The organism is Rothia aerolata (assembly GCF_014635585.1).
GTDB lineage: Bacteria > Actinomycetota > Actinomycetes > Actinomycetales > Micrococcaceae > Rothia > Rothia aerolata.
Genome location: NZ_BMDC01000001.1, coordinates 956728 through 975331, shown reverse-complemented (window position 1 = coordinate 975331; position 18604 = coordinate 956728). Strand labels below are relative to the sequence as shown.

The 18604-nt window shown below is 59.1% G+C and carries 18 protein-coding genes; 12 read left to right on the top strand and 6 right to left on the bottom strand.

Going from position 1 to position 18604, the window contains the following annotated elements:
- The first annotated feature begins 69 nt into the window (after positions 1–69).
- From IEV00_RS04320 to glmM, 7 genes are all read left to right on the top strand, one after another.
- Positions 70–1065 carry a DNA-directed RNA polymerase subunit alpha gene (locus IEV00_RS04320; protein ID WP_188359059.1) on the top strand — a complete coding sequence of 332 codons (996 nt, stop codon included), beginning with the start codon at positions 70–72 and terminating at the stop codon, positions 1063–1065.
- Between the two features lie 102 nt (positions 1066–1167).
- Positions 1168–1851 (top strand): 50S ribosomal protein L17, sunset domain variant, encoded by a 684-nt coding sequence (gene rplQ, locus IEV00_RS04315; protein ID WP_188359058.1) that lies wholly within the window; start codon positions 1168–1170, stop codon positions 1849–1851.
- A gap of 93 nt (positions 1852–1944) precedes the next feature.
- Positions 1945–2901, top strand: a complete 957-nt coding sequence (gene truA / locus IEV00_RS04310; RefSeq protein ID WP_229723055.1) for a tRNA pseudouridine(38-40) synthase TruA — start codon at positions 1945–1947, stop codon at positions 2899–2901.
- Between the two features lie 279 nt (positions 2902–3180).
- Entirely contained in the window at positions 3181–3624 is a 444-nt protein-coding gene (gene rplM, locus IEV00_RS04305) for a 50S ribosomal protein L13 (RefSeq protein WP_188359057.1), read from the top strand.
- A 32-nt stretch (positions 3625–3656) separates the two neighbouring features.
- Complete coding sequence (gene rpsI, locus IEV00_RS04300; protein WP_188359056.1) at positions 3657–4154, top strand: 30S ribosomal protein S9; 498 nt, start codon at positions 3657–3659, stop codon at positions 4152–4154.
- 541 nt (positions 4155–4695) lie between these two features.
- The gene (gene ppk2, locus IEV00_RS04295) at positions 4696–5733 is read left to right on the top strand and encodes a polyphosphate kinase 2 (RefSeq protein WP_188359055.1); all 1038 of its coding nucleotides are present in this window, start codon (positions 4696–4698) and stop codon (positions 5731–5733) included.
- Between the two features lie 24 nt (positions 5734–5757).
- Entirely contained in the window at positions 5758–7119 is a 1362-nt protein-coding gene (gene glmM / locus IEV00_RS04290) for a phosphoglucosamine mutase (protein ID WP_188359054.1), read from the top strand.
- Positions 7120–7204: 85 nt separating this feature from the next.
- Here glmM and mscL read toward each other — a convergent pair whose 3' ends face one another.
- The 3 genes from mscL to coaA form a co-directional block, all read right to left on the bottom strand.
- A complete protein-coding gene (gene mscL / locus IEV00_RS04285) occupies positions 7205–7594 on the bottom strand; it encodes a large conductance mechanosensitive channel protein MscL (protein WP_188359053.1) in 390 nt (129 codons plus the stop codon).
- 139 nt (positions 7595–7733) lie between these two features.
- Positions 7734–8516, bottom strand: a complete 783-nt coding sequence (locus tag IEV00_RS04280; RefSeq protein WP_188359052.1) for a M15 family metallopeptidase — start codon at positions 8514–8516, stop codon at positions 7734–7736.
- 23 nt (positions 8517–8539) lie between these two features.
- Positions 8540–9490, bottom strand: a complete 951-nt coding sequence (gene coaA / locus IEV00_RS04275) for a type I pantothenate kinase (RefSeq protein ID WP_188359051.1) — start codon at positions 9488–9490, stop codon at positions 8540–8542.
- Between the two features lie 119 nt (positions 9491–9609).
- Here coaA and glmS point away from each other — a divergent pair, with 119 nt between their 5' ends.
- The 3 genes from glmS (at position 9610) to IEV00_RS04260 (ending at position 12972) form a co-directional block, all read left to right on the top strand.
- Positions 9610–11493 carry a glutamine--fructose-6-phosphate transaminase (isomerizing) gene (gene glmS, locus IEV00_RS04270; protein WP_188359050.1) on the top strand — a complete coding sequence of 628 codons (1884 nt, stop codon included), beginning with the start codon at positions 9610–9612 and terminating at the stop codon, positions 11491–11493.
- Between the two features lie 69 nt (positions 11494–11562).
- Positions 11563–12006 carry a holo-ACP synthase gene (locus IEV00_RS04265; RefSeq protein WP_188359049.1) on the top strand — a complete coding sequence of 148 codons (444 nt, stop codon included), beginning with the start codon at positions 11563–11565 and terminating at the stop codon, positions 12004–12006.
- A 24-nt stretch (positions 12007–12030) separates the two neighbouring features.
- A complete protein-coding gene (locus IEV00_RS04260; RefSeq protein WP_188359048.1) occupies positions 12031–12972 on the top strand; it encodes an ADP-dependent NAD(P)H-hydrate dehydratase in 942 nt (313 codons plus the stop codon).
- On the opposite strand, the gene IEV00_RS04255 is transcribed toward IEV00_RS04260, so the two are convergent.
- The 3 genes from IEV00_RS04255 to IEV00_RS04245 all read right to left on the bottom strand — a co-directional run bounded on the left by IEV00_RS04255 (position 12969) and on the right by IEV00_RS04245 (position 16687).
- Positions 12969–14459: a sugar transferase gene (locus IEV00_RS04255; protein WP_188359047.1), complete on the bottom strand. Its 1491-nt coding sequence runs from the start codon at positions 14457–14459 to the stop codon at positions 12969–12971. The genes IEV00_RS04260 and IEV00_RS04255 overlap by 4 nt on opposite strands.
- 224 nt (positions 14460–14683) lie before the next feature.
- Positions 14684–15445, bottom strand: coding sequence for a phosphatase (locus IEV00_RS04250; RefSeq protein ID WP_188359456.1), 762 nt, complete (start codon positions 15443–15445; stop codon positions 14684–14686).
- A 24-nt stretch (positions 15446–15469) separates the two neighbouring features.
- Complete coding sequence (locus IEV00_RS04245) at positions 15470–16687, bottom strand: glycosyltransferase (protein ID WP_188359046.1); 1218 nt, start codon at positions 16685–16687, stop codon at positions 15470–15472.
- Positions 16688–16819: 132 nt separating this feature from the next.
- On the opposite strand from IEV00_RS04245, the gene alr reads away from it, so the two are divergent.
- Together alr and tsaE are read left to right on the top strand one after the other, a co-directional pair.
- Entirely contained in the window at positions 16820–17971 is a 1152-nt protein-coding gene (gene alr / locus IEV00_RS04240; RefSeq protein ID WP_188359455.1) for an alanine racemase, read from the top strand.
- A 1-nt stretch (position 17972) separates the two neighbouring features.
- On the top strand, positions 17973–18578 hold the full coding sequence (gene tsaE, locus IEV00_RS04235) for a tRNA (adenosine(37)-N6)-threonylcarbamoyltransferase complex ATPase subunit type 1 TsaE (protein WP_188359045.1): 606 nt from the start codon (positions 17973–17975) through the stop codon (positions 18576–18578).
- Positions 18579–18604: the final 26 nt, after the last annotated feature.

Sequence of the window (18604 nt, the reverse complement as noted above, 5' to 3'; positions counted from 1 at the left end):
TGCTTCCTTATCCCTTGTTTTCCCCAACCTGTGAGCTCATATAGCGGATGCTCACTGAAAGGAAACATCGTGCTCATTGCACAGCGCCCCACTTTGAGTGAAGAGGTAGTAGCGGAAAACCGCTCTCGCTTCACCATCGAGCCCCTTGAACCGGGCTTTGGTTACACCCTGGGTAACTCGCTTCGTCGTACCCTGCTCTCCTCGATCCCCGGTGCAGCTGTTACCAGCATCCGCATCGACGGCGTGCTGCACGAATTCAGCACCGTTGAGGGCGTAACTGAAGATGTAACCGAGATTATCTTGAACATCAAGAAGCTCTCCATCTCTTCAGAGAACGACGAGCCCGTCACCGCTTACCTGCGCAAGCAGGGCGAGGGTGAACTCACCGCAGCAGATATCGAGGTACCGGCAGGTGTTGAGATCCACAACCCGGATCTGCACATTGCAACCTTGAACTCACGAGCTAACTTTGACGCTGAGCTGATTATCGAGCGTGGCCGCGGCTACGTTTCAGCAGCTCAGAACAAGACCGGCGATTCCGAGATCGGCCGTATTCCGGTTGACTCCATCTACTCACCGGTTTTGAAGGTTACCTTCCGTGTGAGCGCAACCCGTGTTGAGCAGCGCACCGACTTCGACTCCCTGACTCTGGACGTCGAAACCAAGGAAGCCATTGCTCCTCGCGATGCAGTCGCATCAGCCGGTAGCACCCTGGTTGAGCTCTTCGGTCTGGCTCGCGAACTCAATACCGCAGCTGAGGGTATTGAGGTTGGTCCGTCACCCGCTGACGAATCAATGGCCGCCGATCTGGCTCTGCCGATTGAAGATCTGGAAATGTCAGTTCGCTCCTACAACTGCCTCAAGCGCGAGGGCATCCACACCGTGGGTGAGCTCGTGACCCGCAGTGAAGCAGACCTGATGGATATCCGTAACTTCGGTGCAAAGTCCATTGACGAGGTCAAGGCTAAGCTCACCGAGCTCGGTCTGGCTCTGAAGGACTCCCCTCCCGGTTTTGAGCTCTCTGCTCGCATGCACGACGACGAAGACGGCTACAGCGATTTCTAATCGCGGTTGAACACCTCCTCGGTGTTTTCAAAAGTCTCATAAGCTTGGTTCCACCTCTCCAGGACGGAGTGTGAAGGAACTGTAATCCATGGAGAAATAACTATGCCTACTCCCACTAAGGGTCCCCGCCTCGGCGGTAGCCCGACCCACGAGCGCCTGATGCTCAACAACCTGTCACAGCAGCTGTTCGAGCACAAGCGCATTACCACCACCGTTACCAAGGCAAAGCGTATGCGCCCCGTTGCTGAGCGCCTGATTACCTTCGCTAAGAAGGGCGATCTGGCAGCTCGCCGTCGCGTTCTGCGCTCCCTGACCGACAAGTCTGTTGTGCACGAGCTCTTCACCGTAATTGCTCCTGCTATGGCTGAGCGCCCCGGTGGCTACACCCGCATCACCAAGATCGGTAACCGCAAGGGCGATAACGCTCCCATGGCTGTTATCGAGCTGGTTATGGAGCCCGTTGCTTCTGCAGCTGTTGTTGAAGAGGCAACCAAGGTTGCTGAGAAGCCAGCTCCCGCTGAAGAGACCGCAGCACCCGCTGCTGAGGCTCCCGCAGCTGCTGAGTCTTCTGATCTGCCGGCCGGTGCACACGCTGCTACCGAGAACGGCGAAGCTCCCGAGGGCTTCGAGATCAAGGGTAACTCTGACTCCATGAAGTACCACGTTCCCGGTTCCCGCTGGTACGCCAACACCCAGGCTGAAATCTGGTTCGACACCGCTGAATCAGCTAAGGCTGCAGGTTACGCACCTGCCGGTGGTGAGGCAGCTCAGCAGATTTCCGAGTAATTCGGAGCTTCTGCTAGTTTTTAGCTAAAACTGCCGCCCACAGTTAGACTGTGGGCGGCAGTTTTGTTTTAAGAAAGGACGGCGCTGGGTTTGGTGGATGAGCCGAGAGCGGCTGAGGCCGGGGAAAATGAGGCCTTGGGCAAACAGCGGGTGCGGATTGATATAGCCTATGACGGCGCTGCTTTCGCCGGCTGGGCCAAGCAGCCCGGCCTGGTGACGGTTCAGGGCGTGCTGGAAGCCGCCCTTGAGATGCTCTTTCGGGAGCCAACCTATACCACCGTAGCGGGCCGTACCGATGCCGGGGTGCACGCCCTGCACCAGGTAATCCATATTGATGTTCCGGTTGACCGCTGGGAGAAGATTCCCGGCCACTCCGGTCGGCAACCCGCCGAGTCGCTTCCGCGCAAGCTGAGGGGCGCGCTGAGCCGCCAGCTGGCTCAGGCGGAACGGGAACTGGGTATACCCAAGCGCCTGGAAGGAATGCTACAGAAAGCAATCTCGATCTATTCTGCGGCTGAAATGCCCGCTACCTTCGACGCCCGCTTCTCAGCCCTGGGGCGTTCTTACCGCTACCTGATTGAAGATGACTTTCTTGAGACCGGATCAAACCCGCTCAACCGCCACATTGCCTGGCAGGTGGATCGGCGGCTCGACCTAGAGCTAATGAACCGGGCAGCGGGGGAGCTTTTGGGCCTGCGCGACTTTCTTTCCTTCTGCAAACCCCGGGAAGGCTCTACCACTATCCGCGATTTGAGGACGGTCAGCTTTGCCCGTCGCAGCGATGGTCTGATCGAAGCCACGATTGAGGCAGACGCCTTCTGCCACAACATGGTGCGCACCCTCATTGCATCGTTAGTGATGGTGGGGGAGGGCAGTAAAACCCTCGACTGGCTCAGGGGAAGAATCGAGCACCCTGTGCGCGACTCCCAGGTGAGGCTGGCCCCGCCCCGGGGCCTGGCCCTGAGCCGCATTACCTACCCCCACGAAGAGCTCTACGCCGTGCAGGCAGCCCAAGCCCGCGCCGTCCGCACCCTTAAAACAGAAAATTAAATTACACGGCTGTAAGATGCTGGCTTAATCACGTCAAGAAGCCTGAAAACATATGGATTAAGAAGCCAACCTCATGTATAGTTTCATACGTTGTGCGTGTTCCACCCTGAACTCGTGCGCCCAAGTATGGCTCAGTTGCAGAGCAAAACATGCTTGAAGCGCCCAGGGTTGCAGAACGAGCAGATGCGTTTGGCCCTCACCCGAACCCTGCTATCGCACGTTGAAAGAGGCGCGATACCCAACTAGCGCCATATGTACATACGAGACAAAGGCGAAATTTTGCGCACTTATACTCCCAAGCCCGGCGAAGTAGAGCGCCAGTGGCACGTCATTGACGCCACCGACGTCGTTCTGGGTCGTCTAGCCAGCCAGACCGCAACACTGCTGCGCGGAAAGCACAAGCCCACCTTCGCAGCACACGTTGACACCGGTGACTCCGTCATCATCATCAACGCAGAGAAGGTAGCACTGACCGGTGCAAAGCTCGAAAAGAAGCGTGCCTACCGTCACTCAGGTTACCCCGGTGGCCTGAAGTCAGTGAACTACGCTGAACTGCTCGAGACCAACCCCGTTCGTGCCGTAGAGAAGGCTGTTAAGGGCATGCTGCCCAAGAACAAGCTGGCAGCACAGCAGCTGAAGAACCTTAAGGTTTACGCAGGTGCAGAGCACCCGCACGCTGCCCAGCAGCCCAAGACCTTCGAATTCACCCAGGTCGCCCAGTAATTCGGGTCAACGAAAGAACTTTAGGAGAAATCGTGGCTCAGAACGAAGAGCAGATTGTAAACGAAGAAGAGCTGACCAGCTACACTTCTGAATCTTCAGCTCCCGTAGCTGAAGAAGCTAAGGCACCCCGCCCCGCCCTGACCGTTTCCGGTCAGGCTGTTGGCCGCCGCAAGGAAGCCGTTGCCCGCGTACGCGTTGTACCCGGCACCGGCCAGTGGACCATCAACGGTCGCGCACTGGATAACTACTTCCCCAACAAGCTGCACCAGCAGGAAGTAAACGATCCCTTCAAGCTCCTCGAACTCGAGGGTGCTTACGACGTGATCGCTCGCATCCACGGTGGCGGCCCCTCCGGCCAGGCAGGCGCTCTGCGTCTCGGTGTTTCTCGCGCACTGAACGAGATTGACGCTGAGAACAACCGCCCCACCCTGAAGAAGGCTGGCTTCCTGACCCGCGACGCTCGCGTGATCGAGCGCAAGAAGGCTGGTCTGAAGAAGGCACGCAAGGCTTCCCAGTTCTCAAAGCGCTAAGCTATATCGCTTATCAGCTTTATATGGCAGAGCCCCAGTTTTACCGGGGCTCTGCTTTTTGCGTTATAGGCCGAATCTGAGTCCGTCTTGCTCAGGAGCCGGCTCCTTCCAATCTAATGCTCGGTTGCTTACCCCGAATGGGTCTAGGTACTGAGTCGCCGCTTCAGCAACAAATCGCCGGTAACGAACCGGCGACTCAATGAAACAGGTTAACTGCACGGGCTACTTTGATTGGCGAGTGGCCATTTTTGTACCGTTTTTCGCAGGTTTTCGGTATAAAAGTGGTCTCTCGAGGAAGCTCGATAGGTAAAGTACACGTTTCTTCTTGCTGGGCTGGCGTAGGTACACCTGTATTCCCTGGGTACACATCTAGATGTGTACCCAGGGAATACAGGTGTACTTTTGGCCTCTCAGCCGGGTTTTGTGGGTGGGAAGCGGCTTGCCACTTAGAGCGGCCGCAACTGTAACAGTAGGTGTATATACCGCCTAACTTTAGAATAGAAGTGAGGAACCACACTCGTATCTGAAGGAAAGGCAGGCTATGGCAGCTCCCCGCAAAAACACCGCCAACAAAGAGGTTGCGGAAAAGAAGAACCAGACCGCTGAGGCTCCCAACACCCATGAGGACGCCGTGAAGTCGGCTTTGAAGAAGGAGACCCGCCGGGTCTCGGTGGTGGAAGACTACTCTGCTGAGCTCGATGAAATCGCCAGCCTACAGAAGAAGCTCGGCGATAGAGAAAACAAGTCGGATGCCTGGAAGCAGGGCTACCCCTATTCTGAGAAGCTCTCCCGCAAGGACTATGAACGGGAAAAGCGCGCCCTGCAGATTGAGCTGCTCAAACTCCAGCTCTGGATCAAGGAAACGGGCCAGAAGGTACTCATTATCTTTGAGGGCCGGGACGCCGCCGGTAAGGGTGGCGCCATCAAGCGCTTTACCGAGCACCTGAACCCCCGTGGCTCGCGCGTGGTAGCGCTAGAGAAGCCCACCGAGGTAGAACAGACCCAGTGGTATTTCCAGCGCTATATCAAGCACCTGCCCGCAGGCGGCGAGATTGTGATGATGGACCGCTCCTGGTACAACCGCGCCGGGGTGGAGAGGGTCATGGGCTACTGTACCTCCCAGCAGTACTACGAGTTTATGCGTGAGGCCCCTGAGCTGGAACGGATGCTGGTGAACTCGGGAATCAAGCTGATTAAGTTCTGGTTCTCCGTCACCCGGGCGGAGCAACTGGCCCGCTTCAACTCCCGCCGTACCGACCCTGTGCGCCAGTGGAAACTTTCGCCCACCGATATTGCCTCACTGGATAAGTGGGATGACTACACCGAGGCTAAAGAAGCCATGTTCTTCTACACCGATACCGGCGATGCTCCCTGGACCGTGGTGAAATCCAACGACAAGAAACGAGCCCGCCTGGAGGCCATGCGCTATGTGCTTAGCCAGTTTGACTACCCCAATAAAGACAGCAGCGTGGTGGGCGAGGTAGACCGGCTCATCGTGGGCTCCGGCTCAGATGTCTTTGATGACGACGACCCCCAAAACCCCGAAGGATTCCCCGTTCTGAAAGACGACACTGAATAGTCTTTAAGGCGTAGAATTACTTTGATGTCTAAGAGATTATTTGGAACCGACGGTGTTCGCGGCCTCGCTAACCAGCTGATTACCCCTAAGCTGGCGCTGGAACTGGCCCAGGCGGCGTCCATCGTCCTTGGGTTCAATACGGTTGAAAAGGGAACTCGCCCCAAGGCTGTGATTGCTCACGATTCTCGCATTAGCGGTGAGTTTATTGGCTCTGCAATGATGGCCGGTTTTGCGGCATCGGGTGTGGATGTGTGGGATGCCGGCATGGTGCCGACCCCCGCTGCCGCCTACCTGGTTGCTGCAACTGACGCGGATTTTGGTGTGATGATTTCTGCATCGCACAACCCCGCTGAAGATAACGGCATTAAGTTCTTGGCCCGCGGCGGCAAGAAGCTCGATGATGCTCTGGAAGACGAGATTGAGGCTCTCTACCGCTCGGCTGACTTCCGCTTTCCCTACGGTGGGGAAGTGGGGCGGATTCGTCCGCTGGCTGACGGCGAGGATCGCTACATTACTCACCTGCTCTCAACCATGCCCGAGCACCGCCGTCTTAACGGACTCAAGGTTGTTCTGGACTGCGCTAACGGTGCGGCCTCTGGCGTTTCCCCCGACGCCTTCCGCACGCTGGGCGCTGAGGTTGTGGTGCTGGCCGCTGAGCCGGACGGCGTGAATATTAATGACGGCGTGGGTTCGACTCACCCCGAGAAGCTACAGCAGGCGGTGGTGCGCCACGGCGCTGACCTGGGTATCGCCCACGACGGCGATGCTGACCGCTGCATGGCGGTGGACGAGCAGGGCAACCTGGTAGACGGCGATAAGATCATGTCTATTCTGGCTGTGGCCATGAAGGAGGCAGGCCGTCTCAAGGACAACACCCTGGTAGCCACCGTGATGTCGTCGCTGGGCCTGGAGATTTACCTCAAGGAGCAGGGCATTAAGCTGGAGCGCACCTCGGTGGGCGACCGCTACGTGCTGGAGTCGATGAACGCTAACGGCTTTAACCTGGGCGGTGAGCAGTCGGGGCACGTGATTATGTCTGACTTTGCCACCACCGGCGACGGTGTGTTGACCGGCCTGCACTTAGCAGCCGAGGTGGCCCACACCGGTCTGCCCCTGTCTGAGCTGGCCGGCCGTATGCAGCCCACCCCGCAGACCCTCATTAATGTCAAAAACGTTGATAAGTACGGTGTGGACGGTTGCCAGACTCTGCAGAGCGCTATCGCAGATGTTGAGAAGAACCTGGGCGATACCGGCCGGGTTCTCCTGCGTCCCTCGGGCACCGAACCCGTGGTGCGGGTGATGGTTGAGGCAGAAGACCAGGAGACCGCCGATTCCGTGGCCCAGCACCTAGCAGACATTGTGAACCGGGAGCTGGCCCTCGCATAGCTCACCTCAAAGCACATGCAAAAATCCCCGCTTCCTGATGGAAGCGGGGATTTGCTTTTATCTAGAGTGATTGATGAGAGATTGATTAGAGGTTGTTGCGGTTCTGAGCAACCAGTGAGTCACGGATTTCCTTGAGGAGAACAACCTGGGGGTCTTCCTCTTCCATTTCCTCGGTGTTCAGCTTGGCTGCGCGGCGCTCGTTCATCTTGTTGATGGGCATCACAATGGTGAAGTAGAGGGCAGCTGCAACCAGCAGGAAGTTAACAACGGCAGTCAAGAAGACGCCAACCTTGACGTCACCGTACTGCAGCCAAGAATCGAAGTTGGGTGCCTGGAAAATCATAGCGATGGCGGGCATCAGGATGTTTTCTACCAGGGCGTTGACAACGGTGGTGAAGGCGGCGCCCACGATCATACCTACAGCGAGGTCGATAACGTTGCCGCGAGTGATAAAGTCTTTGAATCCACTAAGCATGGTTATAAGAATAGCCAGTACTTGACAGATTTGGTATAGGTGTAGCAAATAATTTACAGAAAAAGTAAGTGGACTTGCTCACAAGAGCGTGACGTTTTTCGTTTTACCTAGTCAGTCTGGCTAAAAATGCTCTCAGTTTTTAATTCTGATAGTCGGCAGCGGCTTCAAAACCCCAGAACGATTCGAGGTTTTCCGCCGCTGAATCTTTGTATTTCTGCGCCTGCTCGCGACCGATATAGCGAAAGTGCCAGGATTCAAAATAGTAGCCTGTGGTCTCGTGCTGCCAGTAGGGAAAGCGCAGAACAAAACCGAACTTGTGGCAGTTCTCGGCTGTCCACTGCGCCTCGGGAGTTTCGGCAAAGCAGGGCTGGAGGTTGCAACCACCGGCCGAGCCAATGTCAAAGGCCAAGCCGGTCTGGTGCTCCGAGTAACCGGGCCGGGCAGAGGCGGTATCTGCCTGTTCCTGCCCGTAGGTATTTACCCAGTTGTCGTAGGTCTGAATCTGATAGTCATAGGAGCGGAAACCGCTGAGCATAGTCAGTGCTAACCCCTGCTGCGCCGCAGCGGAGAACATCTGCTCGGCTGCCTGCGCCACCTCGGCCCGCAGCTGCACGCCGCCAAAGTCCACCAGGTCGTTCGGTGCCCAGTCCAGGGGCGAGAGCGGGTAGTGCTTATTGACCAGCACAGAGAGGGAGTCGGGTGAAGCGTGGTCGAGATTGCTCCGAGAGCTGGACGGCGCCGACTCGGCTGGCGAGGCGGGGCTAGTGTCTACCGAACCAGATTCGCTTGCGCTGGGCCCGCTCGCACTCGGGGAGCCTCCCGCGGCGTCGTCCTTCTCAGCTTCTTGGGCGGAGCAGGCCGTCAGTGCCCAGGCGGTACCGGCCGTCAGGGCGGCTCTGCGGGTAAAACGGGGTGCGGGCACTGCTGACCTCCTGGGGAATAAGGCTAGTTTTTGCGAAGTAGAACGCGCGAAATCTTATGGTCGGAATCCTTGGAGAGAATGAGCTTGGCGCGGCCTCTAGTGGGGCGCACGTTCTCTACCAGGTTGGGCTCGTTAATATTTTTCCAGATGGAGCGGGCGAGGGTAACCGCTTGGTCGTCAGAGAGGTTGGCGTAGCGGTTGAAGTAGGAATCGGGATTCTGGAAGGCAGAGTGCTTCAGGGAGAGGAAGCGGTCAACATACCACTTCTCAATATCAGAGGTGCGGGCATCGACGTAGAGGGAAAAATCGAAGAAATCGCTCAGCGCCAGAGCCGCCCTGTCGTTCCCGCCGGTTTTCGCGGGAGCCAGCACGTTGAGCCCCTCCACAATCAGAACATCGGGGGAGGTTACCTCGATGCGCTCACCCTCAATGATGTCGTAGTAGAGGTGGGAGTACTTGGGGGCGGTTACCAGGGGAGCCGCCGATTTAATATCGGCCACGAATTTCAGCAGGGCGCGGCGGTCATAGGATTCTGGGAAACCCTTGCGGTTCATAATGCCGCGCCGCTCAAGCTCAGCATTGGGATAGAGAAAACCGTCGGTGGTTACCAGCTGCACATTGGGGGTGGAGGGCCAGCGGCTCAGAAGAGCCTGAAGAATACGGGCCGTGGTGGATTTACCCGCTGCAACGGAACCGGCAACACCGATAACGAAGGGCACCCGCTGCTGGCTGACCCCCAGAAAATCGTTGGTCATGTGGTTGAGCGAGCTGGTGGCATTGACGTAGAGGTTGAGCATACGCGATAGCGGCAGGTAGACCTGCCGCACCTCATCAACATCTAGCTTTTCGCCCAGACCCCGGAGAGAATCAATTTCCTCCTCGCTCAGGGGAACCTCAATGGTATCGGCTAGACGAGACCAGGTGTGGCGGTCCAGCTCGATAAAAGGCGAGTACTTGTGCAATAGGGAGCCCATTTGCTCTATTTTATAGGAGAAAGCTCATCCCAGCCCTAACATGCCAACTTATGAAGGCGCAGGGGTCGCTATAGCGCATCACACTGCTTTCGCTAGGTCGGTCAGGTATTATTGCACCTATGTGTGGAATTGTTGGATATGTTGGTCTGGGCCCCACCCCGGACGGTAAAAAGTTCGATCATGACGCCTACGACGTGATCATCGAAGGTCTGCGCCGCCTCGAATACCGAGGCTACGACTCAGCCGGCATCGCCGTAATCGGCGATGGCGAGATTGAGTACCGTAAGAAGGCAGGCAAGCTCGTTAACCTAGAAAATGAAGTTGAAGCATCCCCCCTCTCAACTTCACAAATTGGCATCGGCCATACCCGCTGGGCAACCCACGGTGGCCCCACCGACGGTAACGCCCACCCCCACGTGGTAGACGGCGGCAAGCTGGCAGTGGTGCACAACGGTATTATCGAAAACTTTGCAGAGCTTCGGGCTGAGCTGCTGGAAGAAGGCTTTGAGTTCCGCTCCGAGACCGATACCGAGGTTTCCGGCGCTTTGATTGCCTCCATCTATAACAAGCTCGATTCGAAGAACCTCACCGAAGCGGTGCGCCTGGCCTCCCGCCGTCTGGAAGGTGCCTTCACCATCCTGGCTATGCACGTTGACCACCCCGACCGCGTGGTGGCAACCCGCCGCAACTCTCCGCTGGTGATTGGTCTGGGCGAGAACGAAAACTTCCTGGGCTCCGACGTCTCCGGCTTCATCGACTACACCAAGTCAGCTGTTGAGATGGGTCAGGACCAGCTGGTGACCATCACCGCTACCGATTACTCCATCATTGACTTTGACGGCAAGCCCGCCGAGGGCAAGCCCTACACCATTGAGTGGGATGCCGCTGCCGCTGAAAAGGGTGGCTTTGATTCCTTCATGGACAAGGAAATTCACGACCAGCCCGCCGCCGTCCGCGACACTCTGCTGGGCCGCCTCAACGAGAAGGGCGAGCTGACCCTCGACGAACTGAAGATCGACGAGTCAGTTCTGCGCTCTATCGACAAGATTATTGTGGTTGCCTGCGGTACCGCAGCCTACGCCGGTAACGTGGCGCGCTACGCTATCGAGCACTGGTGCCGTATTCCCACCGAGGTTGAGCTGGCCCACGAGTTCCGCTACCGCGACCCCATCGTCAACGAGAAGACTCTGGTGGTGGCTATCTCCCAGTCCGGTGAGACCATGGATACCCTCATGGCGGTTCGCCACGCCCAGGAGCAGGGCGCGAAGGTTATCTCTATCTGCAACACCAACGGTTCAACCCTGCCCCGTGAATCTGACGCAGCCCTCTACACCCACGCGGGCCCCGAGATTGCGGTGGCATCGACCAAGGCCTTCCTGGCGCAGATTACCGCAACCTACGTGCTTGGCCTCTACCTGGCCCAGCTGCGCGGTAACAAGTACAAGGACGAAGTCCGCGAAATCTTGCGCGAACTGGAGGCTATGCCCGATAAGATTCAGCGCGTGATTGACAACGAAGACCAGGTGAAGAACCTGGGCCGTGCCATGGCAGAGGAAGAGTCTGTGCTCTTCCTGGGTCGCCACGTGGGCTTCCCCGTGGCTATGGAAGGCGCGCTCAAGCTCAAGGAAATTGCCTACATTCACGCAGAGGGTTTTGCCGCTGGCGAGCTCAAGCACGGCCCCATCGCTCTGATTGAAGAAGACCTCCCCGTTTTTGTGGTGGTTCCTTCACCTCGCGGTCGGGATTCTCTGCACTCCAAGGTTGTTTCTAACATCCAGGAAATCCGTGCCCGCGGTGCCCGCACCATCGTGATTGCCGAAGAGGGCGATGAGGCTGTTAAGCCCTACTCCGACACCGTAATCTACGTTCCTGAGGCACCCACCCTGCTTCAGCCCCTGCTGGCCACCGTGCCCCTGCAGATCTTTGCCTGCGCTCTGGCCGGAGCTAAGGGTTATGACGTAGACCAGCCCCGTAACCTGGCGAAGTCAGTGACCGTAGAGTAATCTCTCGGGCACCTACACGGGCGGCACCCGCTTTCTGCGCGGGTGCCGCCCGTGCTTTAAACTGGCTATATGATCATCGGAACCGGAATCGACGTGGTCAATATCCCGCGGTTCGAGAAAATTATTGAACGCAACCCCGCCCTGCTCCAGAGGGTTTTTGTTGAGCACGAGCGCGGCCTGAACCTGCGCTCGCTCGCCGCCCGTTTTGCCGCGAAAGAGGCGGTTGCCAAGGCCCTGCGCGCCCCGGCGGGTATGGTCTGGCAGCACTGCTGGATTGAGAATACCGAGGACGGCGCCCCCTACGTGGTTGCGGAGGGAACCGTTGCTGAGGCGGCGGCTCGGCTGGGTATTAACCGGTGGCACCTCACCATGACCCACGATGACCCGGTAGCGATAGCCTCGGTGGTCGCCGAGCATTTGAGCGATGAAGAACTTTTGATTCTCTCCCGTATTGACCCTGAGGGCCGGGGCCTGGTGCCGCGAGACCCCTCGGCCGCTTCGCTCCAACCATAGATTCCAAGGTAGAGAAGGATTCCCATGACTGGCTCCCCAGAAATCCACGAACCCGGCGACCAAGAACTGGCCCGTGCCTACCCCCGGCCCCAGGTAGAGGACCACAAGTACACCCGCGGGGTTCTGGGCTTGATAACCGGCAGCAATGACTATCCCGGGGCAGCCTTGATGTCCTCCCGTGCTGCGGTGTATACCGGAGCGGGTATGGTTCGTTTTGTGGGGGACGAAGCGCTGAATTTCAGGGTGCAGCTTCACCAGCCCGAGGTGGTTTGCTCAACCGTGCCGCCCGAGCAACTCCATGTGCAGGCCTGGGCTGCCGGGTCCGGTGCTACGGGAGAGGCAAGGGAGCTCGCCCTCACCCACGCCGTTCAGGCGAGGGAAGCTGCGGTCTTGGACGCCGCCGCGGTAGACATTGCCGCCCGCTGGGTTGGACTTAACGGAAAACTGGGCGTGCACAAGATTTTGACTCCCCACGCCGGGGAGATGGAACAGCTCTTCCGATGGCTGGCGGTGATGCTGGAAGAGGAGTGGAAGAAAACGGTGCAACGGTCAGCACCCGACCGAGCCGACATCGAGGCAGACCCGGTCTTCTGGGCCAGTCAGGCTGCGCGCCTTACCGGGGCAACAGTGCTACTCAAGGGCGCCAGCACGCATATTGCCAGCGGTGATGCTCCGGTTCTCAAAGTGGTGGGTCAGACTCCCTGGCTTGCTACCGCCGGTAGCGGCGATACCCTCACCGGAATTCTGGGCTCTCTGCTGGTCCAGGCGATAGCGCGGCAGAACAGCCCCGAGAAACCCGAAGAGTTGGGCGCAGAATTCTACAGCCGTTTGGCGGCAACCGCCGTGCGACTCCACAACCTCGCCGCCCTGGCCGTGCACGGGGGAGAGGCTGCCGGGCCTACCCCGCCGAGCCTCGTGGCGGAAAAAATCCCCGCGGCCCTGGCGCAGCTGCTACGCTCGCTTTAGTAGGCGCCGTCCTTCGCAAAAACAGCCTTCACGGTGCGGAAAAGAATCACAAAGTCACCCACCACAGACCAGTTCTCCACGTAGTAGAGATCCAGGCGGATTGATTCCTCCCAGGAGAGGTTGGAGCGGCCTGAGACCTGCCAGAGGCCGGTGATGCCGGGCTTGACCAACAGGCGGCGGTAGGCGTCTTCCTCATACTGCGCCACCTCGGAGGTCAGCGGAGGCCTCGGGCCCACCAGGGACATATCGCCAATAAAGACATTCCAGAGCTGCGGCAGCTCGTCGATGGAGTACTTGCGAATAAAGCGACCAATCTTGGTAATACGCGGGTCATTGGCCATCTTGAAGAGCACGCCGTTGCCTTCGTTCTGCGACATGAGTTCCTTTTTCAGCTCCTCGGCGTTGGTGACCATGGAGCGGAACTTAATCATGTGGAAGGGGCGGCCGCGGTAGCCCACCCGCTCCTGCAGGAAGAAGATAGGTCCGCCGTCCAGCTTCACGATCAGACCCACCACTAACAGCAGGGGCGAGAGCATAATCAGGCCCAGGCCCGAGGCCAGAATGTCGATAGCGCGCTTGAGGAAGGCTGCAAAGCCCTCCATGCGCGGAGTTGAAACGTGAATGAGCGGGACGCCGTTGAGCGGCTGGGTATGCAGACGGGGGCCTGCGATGTCGGTGGTTGCCGGTGCCATGATGAGCTTAATGTGGGCGGCGGCAAGATCCCAGCCCAGAGCGCGGAGCTCTTTGGGGGTCAGGCGGTGGCCCGAGGAAACAGCTACCGCGTGAATGTTGTTTTCCCGGCAGGCTTCAACGATAGCGCGGGAATCGGTGGAGTAGCCCAAAACCGGCTGGTCGTAGCCGGGAATGACGGTTCCAGCGGGAAAGCCGGGAAAGTAGAAGGCCACGGGAGAAAGGCCCGAGAGCTGGGCGCCGGAGAGGGTGTCATAGAGGTGGGCACCGGAGGTATCGTCAGAGACAACCATGACGCGGGTGAGCGCCCGGCCCCGCTTGCGCCAGCTCACCAGAATCTGCCGCAGCAGCCAGCGCTCAAGCAGCAGGAAGAAGATGCCCAGAGGTAGGGTCAGCAGAATGTAGGAGCGGGCGAAATCAACCTTGGTGAGGTAGGAAAAGATCGCAATGGCGGCAAAGAAGTAGAGGGTAGACTTGAAAACCAGCCGGTATTCGTCTGAACCCTGGCCCAGATAGCGCACGTTGCGGGAGCTTGAAAGCCCTACGGCCACCCACCAGAGGGCACCGATCACAAAGCCGGTGGCGATGTAGTTCCACTCGGTATCGAAGCGCAGCACCACGTTGGCGTCGCGGAAACCGAAGCTAACCAGGTGGGCAATAATAATGCTGACGGCAATAGCTATAAAATCGCCAATATTGAGAGCGGCGAGAATCTTGGGCAACCAGGTACGGTTGGTGCGAGACTCTGCCCAGCGTTCTTCAATAATGGCTTCGTTACCCAACGAAATTTCCCCCATATAAATTAATCCCCTAATACGGAGTTTTTATGTGCGACTCTCTTGCGAGAATGGGTGATTACTCCCAGTGATGTGTTGTTCAGAGATTGGTGTCCCCACACCTCTCTGTAGTCATCAAATATAACAGACCGGTAACGGAAAATGGGCTAAAAAATGGACAAAGCATTGTCAGCTGTTATGGTTACGCGTGCCTCTGACTAGGAGATTCTCTACTGTAAGAAGGGTTACAGCAGCCCGGCCTTGGTGAGAATGAACTCGATGATCGGCTGGTAGAGATGCGGGGTAACGTTATCGTCCATGGGCACCGCCACCAGAATCTGCCCCTGCTCGGCTGAGACAAAAAGACCGGGGTCATTGCAGTCTGCAATACCGATGGTTGCTAGCCCAGCAGAGGCAGCAAAGCCTGCCATACCGTGGTCGGCAATCACCAGGTCGGGCTCTTCGCCGGTCTGAGCCAGCTGGGCCAGGGCCAGCTGCATGGGGCCGGGAAAATGGGTGTGCTGTAGGTTGCCGTACTGCTCAAACATCACCACGTCCATAATTTGGCGGATGTCGCCGTCCAGAAAGAGGTCACCTTCTTGAATTTCGAGCACGGACGCCCCGGCGGCCCGGGCAGCACGTGCCAGTTCTGCGTAGATGGGGAAGAGCCCGGCGGGGTGGCCAGTGGCAAAGAGGAGCTTTTTCTTGCCAGCCACCGCTTCGCCAAAGATACGGGCGTAGTCGTAGAGCGCCGCGATGCACTTTTCGGCACTAATGGTGTCTACCCCCTCTAAAAAGTCGGGGTCGGCGCTGGTACCTACCCGCGCTGCCATGAGGTCAAAGACCTGCTCAAAGGTCCAATCCCTGGTCCACTTCACCCCAAATTCCAGGTGCTCGTTGCCCTCAACGAACCCGTGCATGTGGCTGATATTGTTCTCGCGGGCGGTGGCAACTTCGCCGCAAATTCTGGATTCTTTGAGATAGTCGGCAAATTCCCGGTCGGTCATGGAAAATGGCTTCAGGTGCACGCGTTACTCCTTGGTTATTTCTCGGTATAGCTCCATCAGGGCGGTGGCGGTGTCTGCCCAGCGCATGGTCAGGGTGCGTTCTCGAGCGGCGGCTCTCAACCGAGAGCGTTCGGCTGGATTCCGCACCAGGGCCTCGATCGCCTCTGCCCAGGCACCCGCTGTACGCGGGGCAACCAGGTGGCCGGTAGCGCCGTCCTCAACCGCATTCATCAGACCGTCTACCTTGGAGGCGAGAACCGGGGTGCCGCAGGCCTGTGCCTCCAGCGCCACCAGGCCGAAGGTTTCTGAGGACGACGGGCAGGCGACGATATCTGCCCGCCTCAACTGGGCTGCCAGCCCGCGGGGCGGCAGGGGATCGACCAGGGAGACCTCTGAGGAAAGTCCCAGCTCCTCGGCTCTCTCCAGTAGGGAGGCCTCGTAGCCGGTGCCCGACCTACCAATCATCACCAGCTCCACGCTGAGATCGCGGGGTAGCAGGGCGAGCGCCTCAACCAGTAGATGGGGGCCCTTGAGCGGCTGGGGTCGGCCGGCGAAAACTAGCCGGGCCTGGGTTGATGACCCGCGGTGGGTAGGCGGCTGGCTGGGCAGGGGCTTGAAGATGCCGGTGTCTACCCCGGGGGTAATCACGTGGATTTTCTGCGGGTCGGCGCCGTAGTAGGCGACCATGTCGGCGGCTTCGGTCTCGGTATTGACCACCAGGGCCGTGACCGCATCAATAATTTTTTGCTCGCCTGCCAGACGAATCTCGGGTTCGGGTGGCTCATCGGCTGAGGCCCGGGCGTTCTTGCCCGCGGCGGTGGTGTGCATGGTGTGAACCAGCGGAGTCTCGGGGGCGTATTCTAGGGCCGCCATGCCCGAGAGCCAGTAGTGGGAATGGATGAGGTCGGGTTTTCTGCGGGCAGCCTGTGCCAGAGCCCGCGCAAAATCAGGAACAAAGGCCGGTAGGTCATTTTTATGGGCACCGGCGGCCTGGGGAAGGTAGATGAAATGCACCAGCGCCCGCGAAGAAATCTGCTCTACCGAGCGAGACGGCGGTGAAGTGACCAGGGTAAAGACCTCGACAGAGAGCTGCGGGTACCGGGCCAGCAGAGCCCGAAGAGAGCGGTCTATGTAGACGTTCATTCCTCCGGCATCGCCAGAACCCGGCTGTGCCAGGGGAGAGGTGTGCATGGAAATCAGGTGCACATGCAGACTGCTCTGGGGCTTCTCGAGGGTGCTCACCCTTTTACTCTAACAATCTTTTGCCACCCACCAGTGCGATACTAGAATCGAGAGACCGCCATCGTTTTGCAGAAAGGCTTCAGAGTGCCCACCGATTTTAGCCCCCAGATAGCCCCCGGTGCCTCCGAGCGAATGGCCGTGATTGACCTGGCGGCGGTGCGGGCGAACGTGGCGCGTATCCGTCAACTGGTGGGGGAACGCACCCTTATCGCGGTGGTCAAAGCCGATGCCTACGGACACGGAGCCGTGGAGGTATCCCGCGCCGCGCTCACCGCCGGTGCCGATATGCTGGGCGTCGTCCATGTGCGCGAGGCGCTGGCCCTGCGCAGGGCAGGAATCGACGCCCCCCTGCTCGCCTGGCTGCACACCCTCAACACCGATTTTTCAGCCGCCCTGGCCGCCGACATTGAGCTGGGCGCCTCGGGGCGGTGGGATCTAGAGGCTATCGCTGACGCCGCCGCTTCGGCAGGCGTGACGGCGCGGGTGCACCTGAAGGTCGATACCGGTCTGGGCCGCAACGGCTCCACCGAGGAAGACTGGCCAGCCCTGCTGGCTCGAGCCCGGGCCCTGGAAGAGGGAGGGACTATCAAAGTCGTGGGTATTTTCTCCCACCTGGCCGTGGCAGATGAACCCGAGCGGGCAGAAAACCGGGAGCAGATGAAACGCTTTGCCGCTGACGTTGCCGCAGCCCGGCAGGCGGGGCTCACCCCGAGCCTCATCCACCTGGCCAACACCCCCGCTACTCTCACTGCCGCCGATGCCGTCAGCCCCGAAGATTTGCTCTGTAGCGGGGTGCGGGTGGGCCTGGGCCTCTACGGTCTCTCGCCCCTGGCCGATGAGACCTCTGCCGATCTAGGGCTGGAACCGGTGATGACCGTGCAAACCTTCATTGCCAACGTCAAAGAGGTGCGTGCAGGCCAGGGTGTCTCCTACGGGCTCAACTACGTCTGCGAGCGACCCACCACCCTGGCTCTGGTGCCCATGGGCTATGCCGACGGCGTGCCGCGCGTAGCCACCGGAGGGCCGGTGCGGGTTTACCCCGCCGGGGGCGAGCCCGTTACCGCCCGGGTGGTGGGCCGTATCGCCATGGACCAGATGGTGCTGGACCTCGGAGAGCCAGGGCTCTCTGACCCGGCCCGAGGCTTTTTGGGGGCGCGCGCCGTCCTCTTTGGAAACGGCGAGAACCCGCCGGTGGAAGATTGGGCTGAGGCGGCAGGAACCATCAACTACGAAATCGTGACCCGAATTTCTCAGCGCGTGGAGCGCGTCTATATCGGAGCATAAAATGAGCGTTTTAGACATTGACCTCACCGGCGAAGACCACACCCGACAGGTAGCCTTGGCGCTGGCCAAGCTGCTAGAGAAAGGGGACCTGCTGATTCTCACCGGGGAACTGGGAGCCGGCAAAACCACCTTCACCCGCAGTCTGGGGGAGGGCCTGGGCGTGCGAGAGGGTGTTATCTCACCGACCTTCGTGCTCTCCCGCGTGCACCCCAACCTGCCCGATGGGCCCCGCCCCGGCGGCCCCGACCTGGTGCACGTGGATGCCTACCGGCTCAGCTCCGGCGAGGAGCTAGACGATCTCGATCTCGAATACTCCATGGACCGCTCGGTCACGGTCATCGAGTGGGGCAGGGATAAGGCCGAGCACCTGGCGGAGTCCCGTCTGGATTTGGAACTGACTCGTTTTACCGGAGCCGACCTGACCGCCGGGCTAGAGTTCACCGCCGAACGCGATCCCTGGGACGAGGAAGAAGACGAGGAAACCCCCAGTGAGCCCCGCCAGCTACGTATCATCGGCACCGGCCCCCGTTGGGAGGATGAGGCATGGGAAAAGTTATCTGCTGCCCTCACCTCGGCCTATCCTGTGACCGGTGGAACCGGGAGCTAGGTTTCTCTCGTCCTGGCAAGCCCAGT